The 12931-nt window shown below is 65.7% G+C and carries 9 protein-coding genes; 6 read left to right on the forward strand and 3 right to left on the reverse strand.

The window, feature by feature from the left end; genetic code table 11:
• The first annotated feature begins 34 nt into the window (after positions 1 to 34).
• Both JAO73_RS16645 and JAO73_RS16650 read left to right on the forward strand, forming a co-directional pair.
• Positions 35 to 586 (forward strand): YceI family protein, encoded by a 552-nt coding sequence (locus JAO73_RS16645; RefSeq protein ID WP_198978274.1) that lies wholly within the window; start codon positions 35 to 37, stop codon positions 584 to 586.
• 143 nt (positions 587 to 729) lie between these two features.
• Positions 730 to 1176 (forward strand): hypothetical protein, encoded by a 447-nt coding sequence (locus JAO73_RS16650; RefSeq protein WP_198978275.1) that lies wholly within the window; start codon positions 730 to 732, stop codon positions 1174 to 1176.
• Positions 1177 to 1193: 17 nt separating this feature from the next.
• Here JAO73_RS16650 and JAO73_RS16655 read toward each other — a convergent pair whose 3' ends face one another.
• From JAO73_RS16655 to JAO73_RS16665, 3 genes are all read right to left on the reverse strand, one after another.
• On the reverse strand, positions 1194 to 2198 hold the full coding sequence (locus JAO73_RS16655) for a fatty acid desaturase (RefSeq protein WP_198978276.1): 1005 nt from the start codon (positions 2196 to 2198) through the stop codon (positions 1194 to 1196).
• Between the two features lie 95 nt (positions 2199 to 2293).
• On the reverse strand, positions 2294 to 4807 hold the full coding sequence (locus JAO73_RS16660; protein WP_198978277.1) for a TonB-dependent receptor plug domain-containing protein: 2514 nt from the start codon (positions 4805 to 4807) through the stop codon (positions 2294 to 2296).
• 73 nt (positions 4808 to 4880) lie between these two features.
• Positions 4881 to 5279, reverse strand: coding sequence for a hypothetical protein (locus JAO73_RS16665; RefSeq protein WP_190928583.1), 399 nt, complete (start codon positions 5277 to 5279; stop codon positions 4881 to 4883).
• A gap of 349 nt (positions 5280 to 5628) precedes the next feature.
• Here JAO73_RS16665 and msrA point away from each other — a divergent pair, with 349 nt between their 5' ends.
• The 4 genes from msrA (at position 5629) to JAO73_RS16685 (ending at position 12737) form a co-directional block, all read left to right on the forward strand.
• Positions 5629 to 6309 (forward strand): peptide-methionine (S)-S-oxide reductase MsrA, encoded by a 681-nt coding sequence (gene msrA / locus JAO73_RS16670; protein ID WP_198978278.1) that lies wholly within the window; start codon positions 5629 to 5631, stop codon positions 6307 to 6309.
• A 141-nt stretch (positions 6310 to 6450) separates the two neighbouring features.
• Positions 6451 to 10680, forward strand: coding sequence for a PAS domain-containing sensor histidine kinase (locus tag JAO73_RS16675; protein ID WP_198978279.1), 4230 nt, complete (start codon positions 6451 to 6453; stop codon positions 10678 to 10680).
• 74 nt (positions 10681 to 10754) lie between these two features.
• Entirely contained in the window at positions 10755 to 11936 is a 1182-nt protein-coding gene (locus tag JAO73_RS16680; protein WP_198978280.1) for a methionine aminotransferase, read from the forward strand.
• A gap of 18 nt (positions 11937 to 11954) precedes the next feature.
• A complete protein-coding gene (locus JAO73_RS16685) occupies positions 11955 to 12737 on the forward strand; it encodes an amidohydrolase (RefSeq protein ID WP_190928575.1) in 783 nt (260 codons plus the stop codon).
• Positions 12738 to 12931 lie beyond the last annotated feature (194 nt).

Raw genomic sequence — 12931 nt, forward strand, 5'->3', positions numbered from 1 at the left:
GCATCCACTTTTAACCTTATCAACTTCAATCGCCATGTCTGAAACCGCCACCGCCGCCGCTACCAAATGGGCCCTCGACCCCACGCACTCCGAAGTGCAGTTCAAAATCAAGCACCTCGTGATTTCTACCGTCACGGGCTCGTTTAAGTCGTTCCAGGGCACCATGCAGAGCCCCGGCGACGACAATTTTGAAAACGCCCAACTGGAGTTTTCGCTCGACGTCGACAGCATCGACACCAACCAGGAGCAGCGCGACGGCCACCTCAAGGGCGAAGACTTCTTCGACACCGCCAAGTACCCCACCATCAAGTTCGTGTCGACGTCCTTCGTGAAAGACGGCGACGCCTACAAAGTGACCGGCAACCTCACCATGAAAGACGTGACCAAGCCCGTGACCCTGGAAGCCGAATACGGCGGCTCGGCCGTCGATTTCTACGGCAACCACAAGGCCGGCTTTGAGGTGACCGGCAAAATCAACCGCAAAGACTTTGGCCTCACCTGGGGCGCCGTGACGGAAGCCGGTTCCATTGTGCTGGGCGACGACGTGAAGCTCATTGCCAACGTGCAGTTTGCCAAGCAGGCGTAAGCCAGCGTTTGCAGAAGCGAAATCAGCCTCAAAAAAGGGCCGCCCACACAGGGCGGCCCTTTTTTGCCTCCATGCAACGCAATGCATCACCGGCCGGTCAGAAAAGTATGGCTGGAAATTCCGGCGCTGTTCATCTTCTTTTTATGCCTCGTTTCTCCTCTTTCCTGGGATTGCCCCTGCTGGCCCTGGCCGCTGGTGGCCTGTCGGGCTGTGACAAGACCGATACCGCTGCTCCTTCGTCGGGCCCCACCGTCTGTTTTCCCGCGCCGTCTAGTGTCTGCTTCTCGGGCGTGGTGTTGGCCGACCGGTGCTGGGACGGCGTGCTCATTCAGGTCGATGCTCAGTTTCCCATCGGCCAGCGCGTTGCCTGGCCTGACAGCTTGGGCAATACCAACGTCATTGCCGCCACCAACACCGCCGATTTCAACAGCCTAAACCGACGCGGCCAGCGCATTTACTTCACCTACAACACCGACCCCACCCGCAAGGCCACGCTACGCGCCTGCACCACCGACCAAATCCCGCTGGCCGTCCCACACCTTGTGCTGGGCAGCATTTCGGGCGTACCCTGCGTGGTGCCCAACCCGTAGGCGCAAAACAGTCATTGCTACGCCGACAGCAGTTCCTTGTCCGGCACGCTCTGGTCTTTGAGGGTGGCCGTGCCGCGCTCCTTGCGCGTGATGCGCGAGTAGAGGCTAATTTCCTGGTCGAACAGGAAGCGGAAAAACAGCTTGGTGTAGCTGGTGTGGGCCAGCAACGGCTCGTAGAACTCGGGCGCCAGGGCCTTGATTTTGGGCAGGTTGTTCCACGGAATGCTGGGCATGTCGTGGTGCTCGTTGTGGAAACCCACGTTGAGGTTGATGCCGTTGAGGCGGCCGTAGTAGGAATACGTTTCCTGCTCGGGGCTGAGGGTGAGGTAGTGTTCCTGAATCCAGCGGGCGCCCAGCGGGTGCAGGCCCACCGAGAACCAGAAGCTCAGGAACAGGTACAGCAACGCCGTCCAGCCGAAGAAATACACAATGGCCACGTCGAAGGCCACCTGCGCCACAATGTTGGCCGCCACGTACTTATCGATGGTGGCCACCTCGCGGCAGCGCGCCGTGCGAATGACCTGAAACAGCGGAAAGAAAAATAGCCAGATGGCCTTGCCAATGCTGTAGTTGTGAATCAGCTTGGCCTCGTACCAGTCGGGCAAGTCCGCATCCAGTTCGTGCACGCCCTGAAACACGTGGTGCTTGATGTGGAAATTCTTGAAGCTGATGGCCGTGGGGAATACCGACGGAAAGTTGGCCAGAATGCCGGTGGCCACGTTCTGCCACAGCTTGCGGAACACCAGGTTGTGCGCCGCCTCGTGGATGACCACAAACAGCGTGTGCGAGAAAAACGCCCCCACCAGGTAAGCCACCGGAATGGTCCAGTACCAAGCTTTATCGCGCAGAAACCAGGCCAGCGCCACCTGGGCCAGCACGCAGCCCAGCCCGATGAGGAAAGTGGTGGGGTTGCGCGTCATCAGCTGCTTCACCTCGGGGTGGGCTTTGATGATTTGGCGGGTGCGCACGCGGTGCGGCTCGGTGGCCGTGGCCACGGTGAAGGCGGTAGGTGCTGGGGCCATACGAAAAGAACTGAAATACAGGCGTGCTGGAATGCCACTGCGCCCGGGCTTTCAGACAAAAATACGGCAAATAGGTTCAGCCTCCGCAGGCGGCACTACTCCACCTTAAGGCTGCCGCTGCCCAACACGGGCTGCCCGTTGCCGGCCATGCCCTCGGCCGAAAGCCGGAAGCTGCCTATGGCATCGGAAGTAAAGAAGGTGAGTTCGGCCTGCCCGGACGCGTCGGTGGTCACCGTCGGGTTCCAGTAGAGGGTGGCCGCGCGCAGGTCGGGGTACTCGCGCTTGGTTTTGGCTTGGTCGTAGCGAGGCACGTAGAACTCGCGCCCGCAGTAGTAGCCCGGCACCCGCATGCCCGCCATGCCCGGCGACTGCACCAGGCCCGCCGGGTAGCGCGGGCTGCCGCGCCGGGTATAGATGGCGATGACGCCCCCACTGCCCCGGCTGCCAAATAGTGCCGCCTGCGAGCCCTTTAGTATCTCAATGGTTTCAATGTCGGACACCGGATAGTACTGAATGACGTCCAGCGTCACCGGCACCCCATCCAGCAAGTACAAGGGCTCGTTGCTCCCCGAAAGCGACGTTATACCCCTAATTAATACTTGGGGGTTGGCGTCGCTACCGGCCACCGACACGCCCGGCACACGCCCCTGCAACGCCTGCAACGCCGTGAGGCTGCTGTTGGAGGCCGGAATGTCATCCATGCGTATCACCTTGGCCGCCGACTGGGGGTACAATCGGCGCGGGTCCGTGGCCTCGGCCCGCCGTCCCTTCACGGTCACGTTGTTGAGCAGGATGGACTTGGTGGTATCCAGCCGAAAGCGGTACTGGGCTTCTACCTGGGTCTGACTGCGGCGCAGGGTGGCGGCCAGCTCGGCCGGGGGCTGCAGCGGCAGCGGCGGCAAGGGCCGCGCGGGCGCCGCCGGGCCCCGGTCGAGGTTGACGAGCAGGTTGCTGCCCCCTTTGTCTTTCCGTGCCTGGATAACCACATGGGTGGTGTCGTTGCACGCGCCCAGGCCCGTGAACAGGAAGCGGCCCTCGGCATCGGTGGTGATGCGCAGCAGGGTTTTCTGGGGCTTGGTTTGCAAGTAGGTAAGCTCGGAATTGGGGGTGGGCTTGCCGTTGCGCTGCGTTACTTGTCCGCGCAGAGTTAGGGACTGCTCGGCGCCGAAGTCGGGCACTTTGCCGGCCGGCTCAGCCTGCCACGTGAAGCGGCGCCACCCTTGCGTGAGCAGCAGCTGGTCGAGGTGCAGGGCAGTTTCGGGCGTGGGGCTCTGGAAATAGTAGCCTGGCGCTTCCACGTAGCCGGTCAGGTCCGAGGTCAGGAGCAGGTGCGAGGCAATGGTTTCGGCACCGGCCACGACGGCCCCGGCGTCGGTGACGGCCACCGAGAGGCGCGTAGCGGCGGGCACGCGCTGGCCGGCAGCATCGGTCACACTCAGGCGCACGCGCACAGGCTGCCGCGGGCCGTAGCTGGCACGGTCGGGGGCCAGGGCCACCCGCAGGCCGGGGTCGGTCTGGGCAAACGCCAGGCGCTCGGCCAGTGGCTGTCCCTGCCCATCAAACAGCGTGAACTGCACAATGCCGGCGGGAAATTTCGACTTGGGAATGCGCGTGGTGAAGGGCTCGTCGCCCGTCACTTGGCCCGCGCCAGCGTAGGCCACCGTGCCCCGCACCTGGCCCAGCAACTGCACCGGCCCGCCGCCCGTGCCCCGCTGCTGAATGGTGACCAGAAAGGCGCTGGCCAGCGTGAGCACGTGCAGCGTGTAGCCGCTGGCCTGCACCCCGGGCAGCGCCACCGACACCGGCCGGCCCGCCGGCGCCACCACCGCGCGGTAGCGCTGCCCGGCCACCGCCTTCAGCACAAACGAGCCCATGCCCAGGTGGCTGCTGCGAAAAGTGGCCACCTCGTGGTTTTGCGCGTCCAGCACCTTGCCCTCCACGTCGAGCCCCCGGCCGTAGTAGTCGGCAGCTTTGAAGGCCACCGTGTTGTCGAGGCCGGCCACCAGGCGGCCGCCTTCGGGAAAAAACTGCACATCGGGCGCCTGCGCCACGGTGGCAGCCACGGAGCGGGCCGCGGCGGCCTGCTTGCGCAGGCCATACGGCGTGGCGCCGGCGCCCGTCGGGACCGTGGCCGCGGGGTACACTTCCAGCCGCCGGTCAAAGAAAAAGCCGGGGGCGGCGTTGCGCATCCAAGCGGTGTATGCGCGCAGGCGGTAGGTGCCGGGGCGCAGCGAGTCGGGCAGGGCAATGTCGCCGTGCGCGCGGCCGTCGGCGAGGCGCAATTCGCGGCGGGCCGCCACGCGCCCGTTGGCAGCCAGCAGGTCCACGTGCAACACCCGGCTGATGGTATCGGGCTGGTGGGTATCGGCCGCCAGCACGTAGGCGCTGAACCACAGTGTTTCGCCTACGGCATACACCGGCTTATCGAGGTGTAAATAGGCTTTTTCGGGGTGGTTCTCGGCGTAGTACAACTTCACGCGACTTACCAAGCGCTGCAGCACCGGGGTTTCGGGCGGCGGCAGTTGCCAGGCCCCAAGTCCCAGCATCAGTGCCCCCAATGCCCCAACAAGGGCACCCGCGCGGGTGCCCAAAACGGTAGAAAAAGCCATGGCCACGCGCAGCAGGAAAAGTAGAACGACACTGCAGCACCAAATATAGCAGCAGGTGGTGCGCGACCGGACCCTACATCTGTTGCAGCCAGGCCTTGGCCGTGTCGAGGTCGTCGAAGGTGGAAACGACCGGGTTGCCTTCGGCAAACTGCAGGGTGAGGTCGGTGGAAAGGCGGCTGTAGAGGTTGGGCGAGTACACCCAGGCAAAATACTGCAGGCCCGCCTCCGTCATGGCTGGAAACCACACCTTGCCGCCCCACTCAGCGGCCTCGCTCCACATGCTGGTCACGCGGGTGTTGTCGTTCAGCACTTTGTGGCAGCGCTGCTGACGCAGCAGGCGCAGCATGTCGAGGGCACCGCGCTGCACGCTGACAAGGTCTTGGTCGCCTTGCCAGTCGGCCAGGAGCCACTCGTTCAAATGGTCGTAGGAAATGGTAATGTGAGATTCTTCGAGTAACGTTTGCAGCGACATAGCGGAAAAGGAAGGACAGTGGGCCCTGCTACGACAAATACGTAGTCAGAGATACAGGCCGAGGGCAAATTACTATGCAAAAAACCGCGTGTGCCCGTTTCAAAGCCCCTGCTGTCCCGAACAAATACCTACCACCCACCCCGCTCGCCCAAGCGGTGCCCCCTGTCGGCACGGGGAGAAAGACCTGCTTTTCAAGCCAAACTTTTCCGGCTCGGTTTAGCTTATGGGCAAGCCGGACTGCGCCCGGCTTCGTATGCTTTTTTCAGGCGCAGGGCGGCTGTAAGGCGTGGGGCCGGCGAGCGTCTACCCAGCCACAGGCCCCTGCCCCCAGTTTGTCACCAGCTATTCCATGAACAACCGCATAAAATCCCTGATTAGCCTGAGCTTGCTCTCGTTCCTGTTTGCCTGCGGCTCGCAGCCCGCCGCCGAAGCCCAAGGCCAGCGCCCGCCGCGCTCCACGGCCGGCTTTGCCCCCGCCAATCTCACGGGCCTGGCCGTGGCCACCTTTGCCGGCGGCTGCTTTTGGGCTCAGGAAGAAGCCTTTGAGGAAATAAAAGGCGTGAAGCAAGTGGTGAGCGGCTACGCTGGCGGCACCAAGGCCAACCCCACCTACGAGGAAGTAGCCGACAAAACCACCGGCCACACCGAGACCGTGCAGATTTACTACGACCCCAAAGTGGTGACTTATCAGAAGCTGGCCGACATCTTCTTCACCGCCTCGCACGACCCCACCCAGCTCAACCGCCAGGGCCCCGACGCCGGCCCCGAGTACCGCTCGGCCGCCTTCTACCGCACGCCCGAGGAAAAGAACATTCTCGAAGCCACCATTGCCCGGGTAAACGCCTCAAAGCAGTACGACGGCAAAATCGTGACCGAAGTCGTGCCCTTTCAGAAGTTCTGGCCCGCCGAGGTGGAGCACCAGGGGTACTACCGCCTGCACCCCGAAAACCCCTACCTTGAGCACGTGTCGGCGGTTAAGGTCGAGCACGTGCGGAAGGCCTTTTCGAAAGACCTGAAGAACCCGCTGTAGGGTCCCGGCGCTTTTTGTCGCTATTGGCCCCGGCCCACCGGCCGGGGCCTTTTTGCGCCCGCGCGCCCTACGCCCGCGCCGACCTATCTTTGGAAACAGAAGCGGCGCATTATCGGCTGCTTGCTGCCGCGTTTGCCTGCTATGCCCGCCCCTGCCGTTCGGCCCGTCCTCGATTTTGAGCTGCTGTTTGAGATGCTGCCCGCCCCCCACGCGGTGCTGGCGCCCGACGGCACCGTGTGGGGCCTGAACGCGGCCATGACGGCCCTGCTGGCCACCGAAGAAACGGCCTTGGTGGGGCAGCCCCTGTCGGCGCTGCGCGCGGCGGCGGAAGCCGCTGGCACCGTGCTGGCCGAGGCCGCCGCGTGGGCGAACGCGCTGCCCGCCGTGCGGGCCGGTGCCCCGCAAATTCTGCTGCCGGCGCTGGCCACGGCGCCCGGGCGCGGGCCCGGCAGCTACTGGGAAGCCACCCTGCAACCCGTGCCGCTGGCCAGCCCGCGCTACCTGCTGGTGCGCCTGCTGGACGTGACCGGCCAGCTGCACAGCCAGCGCGCCGCCGAGCTGGAGCACGAGCAATTCCGCTTTCTGGCCGAAAACCTGCCGCAGCTGGTGTGGGCCACCTCGCCCAGCGGCGAACCGGAATTCACCAACCAGCGCTTCATCGACTACACCGGGCACGACGTGCTGCGCCTCGACGAAGCCGAACGGACGGCCCTGTGGAGCCGCATCATCCACCCCGACGACCTGCCGGGCATGTACGCGCGCTGGGGAGAAGCCCTGAATTCGGGCCAGCCTTTTGAGGTGGAATTCCGGCTGCGCGGCACCGACGGCGAGTACCGCTGGTTTCTGTCGCACGTGATGGCGCACTACGATGCCGCCGGGCAGGTGCGCCGCTGGTTTGGCGCCTGCACCGACGTGGACGCCCGGCACCGTGCGCAGTTGCAGCTGGAAGGCCAGCAGCGCCTCATGCAACGCATTCTCGACCTGTTGCCGCTCACCATCAGCACCATGGAAGGGCCGGAACTGGCGTTCAGCTTCCTGTCGGCCCGGGCTCAGGAAACCATGGGCCCGCGCGCCGTGGTGGGCCGGAGCGTGGCTCAGAGCCTGCCCGAAGTGGCCGCCCAAGGCTACCTGGGCCTGCTGAACCGCGTGCGCGAAAGCGGCCAGCCCCACTTTGGCATCGAGGAGCGCACCGAGTTGCTGGACCCTGCCACGGGCCAGCTTGAAGAACGCTACCACGACTTCGGCTACCTGCCGCTGCGCGGCGAAACCGGCACCGGCGTGTTGGCCTACGGCATCGACGTGACCGAAAAAGTGCTGGCCCGCCAGCGCAGCGAGGCCCTGCAGGCCGAAGCCCGCGCCGCCGACCAGCGCCTGCGCCGCGTGACCGAGAGCTTGCCCTTCATCACCTTCATCAGCGACCAGGAAGGGCAGGTGCTCTACCTCAGCCCGCAGTGGTACGCCTACACCGGCACCACCGCCGACGACGACCTGGCCCATGCCTGGGATGCCTGCCTGCACCCCGAGGACCGTGCCCGCGTGCAGGCCGCCTACGCCACCGCGCTGGCCACCGGCACGCCCTGGCGCTACGAGCTGCGCCTGCGCCGGCACGACGGCCAGTACCGTTGGTTTGTGAGCCAGGGCGTGCCCGAGCCGCTGGACGACGCCCGGGCCGCCGGCCGCTCGCGCCAGTGGTTCGGCTCCGACCTCGACATCCACGACCTGCACGAAACCCAGCACCGCCTCGAACTCAAAGACCAGCAGTTGAGCCGCATTTTGGAGCAGCTGCCCGCCTACGTGGCCACGTTGGAAGGTCCCGAGCACCGCTACTCGTTCTTCAACCCCAGCTACGCCGAGCTGGTGGGCCACCGCGCCCGCCTGGGCGAGCCCGTGGCCCAGCTGCTGCCCGAGCTGGCCGCACAGGGCCTGGAGGCCATGCTCGACCACGTGTACCAAACCGGCGAAACCCTCGTTCGGCCCGAGCTGGCGCTGCACCTGCACAACCCGGACGGCTCCCACCCCGAAGTGTACATCGACCTGACCTACATTGCCTTGCGCGATGAGCAGGGCGCCGTGAACAGCGTGCTCAACTTCTCGAAAAACGTGACGGTGCGCGTGCGCGCCCGCCAGCAGGCCGAGCGCCTGGCCGCCGAAATGAGCCGCCGCGACGAGCAGGTGCGCGCCATCACGGCCTCGGTGCCGGTGTTTATTTTCAACTTCGACCCCGCCGGGTCCATCACTTACACCAACCCGTACTTCTACGAATACACCGGCTTGGACCCCGCCGGCCCGCCCGACGACGCCTGGCAAGTGCTGCACTCCGACGACCGCGCCGCCGTGGCCGCGCTGGCCCAGGCCGCCATGGTGCGGGGCGAGGCCTGGCAGGCCACGTTCCGGGTGCGGCGGCGCGACGGCGAGTTGCGCTGGTTCCAAACCAAGGCCCAGCCCTACGCCGACGAGGCCGGCCAGCCGGCCGGCTTCAGCGCGGCCACCGTGGAAGTCCACGACCTGCAGCAGCGCACCGAAGAGCTGACCCGCAGCCGCCTCGAATTTGCGGCCCTGGCCGACAACATTGCCCAACTGGCCTGGATGGCCGACCCCACCGGCTACATCGACTGGTACAACCGGCAGTGGTACGAGTACACGGGCACCACCCTGGAAACCATGAAAGGCGATGGCTGGAAACAAGTGCACGACCCGGCGCTGGTGGAAGGCATCACCCGGCGCTACCTGGCCAGCATTGCGGCCGGCGAGCCTTGGGAAGACACCTTCCCGCTGCGCCGGCACGACGGCGAGTACCGCTGGTTTCTGAGCCGGGCGCGGCCCATCCGCGACGCGGCCACCGGCGCGGTGGTGCGCTGGTTTGGCACCAACACCGACGTGACCGAGCTGCGCGCGCTGCAAGACCGCCTCATCGAGAGCGAAGAAGAGCTGCGCATTCAGGCCGAGAGCATTCCGCAGCAGGTGTGGACGGCCCGCCCCGACGGCACCGTGGATTTCTATAACCACCGCACCGCGGCCTACGTGGGCGTGTCGATGGAGAAAAACGGCGCCGCGCACTGGCTCGAATTTGTGCACCCCGACGACCGCGCCCCCATGCAGACGCGCTGGGAACAGGCCATGGCCTCGCAGCGCTATTACGAGGCCGAGTTCCGCCTGCGCCGCTACGACGGGCAGTACCGCTGGTTTCTGGGGCAGGCCCAGGCCCGGCGCGCGCCCGGCGGCCAGGTGCTGAAGTGGTACGGCACCAACACCGACGTGCACCAGCAGCGCCACCTGCAGGAGCAGGTGCTGGCCAGCCAAGCCCGCTTCCAGCAGCTGCTCGAAACCCTGCCCCAAATGGCTTGGACCTCGCGCCCCGACGGCAGCGTGAGCTACTACAACCAGCGCTGGTACGACTTCACGGGCGGCACCTTCGAAGAGCTGCAGGACTGGGGCTGGGAGCGGTTCATTCACCCCGACGACCTGCCCGGCACGCTGCGCCGCTGGCAGCACAGCCTCGCCACGGGCGAGCCTTTTGAGGCCGAGCACCGCTGGCGCGACCAGAAGGGCGTGTACCGCTGGTACCTGGCGCGGGCCGAGGCCATTCGCGACAAGTCGGGCGCCATTGCCGTGTGGGTGGGCGCCAACACCGACGTGCACGAGTTCAAGCAGGTGCAGCAGCAGCTGGAAGAGCAAAACGCCCGGCTGGTGCGCACCAACGAAGACCTCGACAACTTCGTGTACACGGCCTCGCACGACCTCAAGCAGCCCATCAACAACATGGCGGGCATTTTTGAAGAACTGACCCGCACGGCCTATTTCCGCGACCCCGATGCCATCAAGCTCATTGCGTACTTTGAGCGGGCGCTGGCGCAGATTTTCAGCACCATCGACGACCTCAGCGCCATCGTGCGCGGGCAGCGCCAGCAGCAGGAAGTGCCCGCCGAGGCCGTGGCCCTGGCCCCCTTGGTGGCCGAAGTGGTGAACAGCCTGCAGGACCAAGTAACGCAGACCGGCGCGCAGTTTGACTTGGACTTTGATACCTGCCCCACCATTCAGTTTGTGCGGCCCAACCTGCAAAGCCTGCTTTATAACCTCATCAGCAACTCGCTGAAGTACGCTGCCCCCGGGCGCCCACCCGTCATCCGCCTCAGCTGCACGCCCGACGCGGCCAGCGGCCGCCCCATCCTCACGGTGCAGGACAACGGCCTGGGCATCGACATGGAGCGCTACGGCGCGCAGCTCTTTCAGCTGTTCCGGCGCTTCCACACCCACGTGGAGGGCACCGGCATGGGCCTGTACCTGGTGAACCGCATCGTGCAAATCCACGGCGGACGCCTGGAAGTGAGCAGCGTGGTGAACGAAGGCACCACGTTTCGGATGTATTTGTAGCGCGGCAGCCGGGGGAGTAGACGGCTCAAGGTTTGGGTGTTTTCTTTGTTGAACCCCTCTCTCCTTCTCAGCTCATGAGCACTCCCCCGCCCCTGCCCGCCGTCGCGCTCCCGTCCAAGCTCCCCGATATCGGCGTCAGCATCTTCACCCAAATGACCCTGCTGGCCCAGGAAACCGGCGCCATCAACCTCGCTCAGGGCTTCCCCGACTACGACCCGCCGCAGGCGCTGCTGGAGGCGCTGGCCCGCCACGCCCGCACGCCGGGCCACCACCAGTACGCGCCCATGCCTGGCCTGCCGCGCCTACGCGAAGCCATTGCCGCTCAGGTGGCCCGCCTGCAGCCCGACGCCCCCGCGCCCGACCCGGCCACCGAAATCACCCTCACGGCTGGGGCTACCGAGGCGCTGTACGCGGTGCTGGCCGCCGTGGTGCGGCCCGGCGACGAGGTGGTGGTGTTCGAGCCGGCCTACGACCTGTACGGCCCGGCCATCCGGCTGCAGGGCGGCGTGCCGCGCTACGTGCGCCTGCCCGCCCCCCACTTCCGGCCCGACTGGGACGCCGTGCGCCGCGTGGTGTCGGCCCGCACCCGCTTGGTGCTCGTGAATACGCCCCACAACCCCAGCGGCGCCGTGTTTTCGAGCGAAGACTGGGACGCGCTGGCCAAGCTGCTGACCGGCACCAACGCCCTGGTGCTGAGCGACGAAGTGTACGAGCACCTGGTGTTCGACGGCACCCGGCACCGCAGCGCGCGCCAACACCCGGAGCTGCGCGAGCGCAGCTTCGTGCTCTCGTCCTTCGGCAAAACCTACCACGCCACCGGCTGGAAGGTGGGCTACTGCATTGCCCCGCCGGCCCTCACCACCGAGGTGCGGCGCGTGCACCAGTTCCTCACCTTCGCCGTGAACACGCCCACCCAGCACGCCCTGGCCGACGCCCTCGAAGCCGACCCCGCCGACGCCCACGCCCGCGGCCTGGCCGCCTTCTACCAAGCCAAGCGCGACCAGTTCCGGGCCCTGCTCACCGAGGGGGGCTGGGATTTGCTGCCCGTGCCCGGCGGCTACTTCCAGCTGGCCCGCTACGACGCCTTCTCGCCGGCCTCCGACCTGGCGTTTGCCCAATACCTGGCCCGCGAGAAAGGCGTAGCCGTGATACCCGTGTCGGCGTTTTACCACAACGGTTTTGACGAGGGGCTGATTCGGTTTTGCTTTGCGAAAGAAGCCACTACGCTGGAAGCCGCGGCCGCGCGGCTGCGGTAGGCACCTTTCCTCCTTCCCATGTCCGACCTCACCGTCTCCTTCCTCCAAACCGAGCTGCACTGGCAGGACGCCGCCGCCAACCGCGCCACCCTCGACCTGGCCCTGGCCCGCCTCGACGGCCCCACCGACCTCGTGGTGCTGCCCGAGATGTTCACCACCGGCTTCAGCATGGAAGCTGCCACGCTGGCCGAACCCATGGACGGGCCCACCGTGGCGTGGATGCGCGCCCACGCCGCCCGGCTCGACGCCGTGCTCACGGGCAGCGTCATCATCGAGGAAGGTGGCGCTTACTACAACCGCCTGCTCTGGGTGCGCCCCGACGGCCGCCTGAGCTACTACAATAAGCGCCACCTTTTCACGCTGGCCGGCGAGCAGCACACCTACACGCCCGGCCGCGAGCGGCTGGTGGAAGAATGGCGCGGCTGGCGCATCTGCCCGCTGGTGTGCTACGACCTGCGCTTCCCCGTGTGGAGCCGCAACCAGCCCCATGAGCCCTACGACCTGCTGCTGTACGTGGCCAACTGGCCCGCCGTGCGCCGCACCGCCTGGCGCACCCTGCTGCGCGCCCGCGCCATCGAAAACGTGGCCTGCGCCCTGGGCGTGAACCGCATTGGCCACGATGGCCTGGGCCACGCCTACAGCGGCGACTCGGCCCTCATCGACGCCAAAGGCGGCTACCTGGTGGAAGCCCACGACCAGACCGGTACTTTCACGCACACCCTGAAAAAGGCAGAGCTGGATGATTTCCGCGCCAAGTTCACCGCCTTGAATGATGGGGATGCGTTTGAGTTGATTGGCTAAAAGGCACGCTTATCATAGAGGGGAGCTGTCCTGTCATAGCGAGCGCAGCGCGGCAATCCTTCCTCTCTTCACGACCAGTCCTAAGTTGTGACAAATTCAACAACAAGCCCCGACACTGTGTAATGCCGGGGCTTGTTGTTGAGGTCAGTATAGAAAGGCTTGTCACAGTTATTACCTTGGTTGCTGAGAACAGG

This window comes from Hymenobacter miniatus, from assembly GCF_016427455.1.
GTDB classification, from domain to species: Bacteria; Bacteroidota; Bacteroidia; order Cytophagales; family Hymenobacteraceae; genus Hymenobacter; species Hymenobacter armeniacus.

Bases quoted from the DNA above. Each gene is read 5' to 3' on its own strand.
- JAO73_RS16645 (WP_198978274.1), top strand. From the start codon at position 35: ATGTCTGAAACCGCCACCGCCGCCGCTACCAAATGGGCCCTCGACCCC.
- JAO73_RS16650 (WP_198978275.1), top strand. From the start codon at position 730: ATGCCTCGTTTCTCCTCTTTCCTGGGATTGCCCCTGCTGGCCCTGGCC.
- JAO73_RS16655 (WP_198978276.1), bottom strand. From the start codon at position 2,198: ATGGCCCCAGCACCTACCGCCTTCACCGTGGCCACGGCCACCGAGCCG.
- JAO73_RS16660 (WP_198978277.1), bottom strand. From the start codon at position 4,807: ATGGCTTTTTCTACCGTTTTGGGCACCCGCGCGGGTGCCCTTGTTGGG.
- JAO73_RS16665 (WP_190928583.1), bottom strand. From the start codon at position 5,279: ATGTCGCTGCAAACGTTACTCGAAGAATCTCACATTACCATTTCCTAC.
- msrA (WP_198978278.1), top strand. From the start codon at position 5,629: ATGAACAACCGCATAAAATCCCTGATTAGCCTGAGCTTGCTCTCGTTC.
- JAO73_RS16675 (WP_198978279.1), top strand. From the start codon at position 6,451: ATGCCCGCCCCTGCCGTTCGGCCCGTCCTCGATTTTGAGCTGCTGTTT.
- JAO73_RS16680 (WP_198978280.1), top strand. From the start codon at position 10,755: ATGAGCACTCCCCCGCCCCTGCCCGCCGTCGCGCTCCCGTCCAAGCTC.
- JAO73_RS16685 (WP_190928575.1), top strand. From the start codon at position 11,955: ATGTCCGACCTCACCGTCTCCTTCCTCCAAACCGAGCTGCACTGGCAG.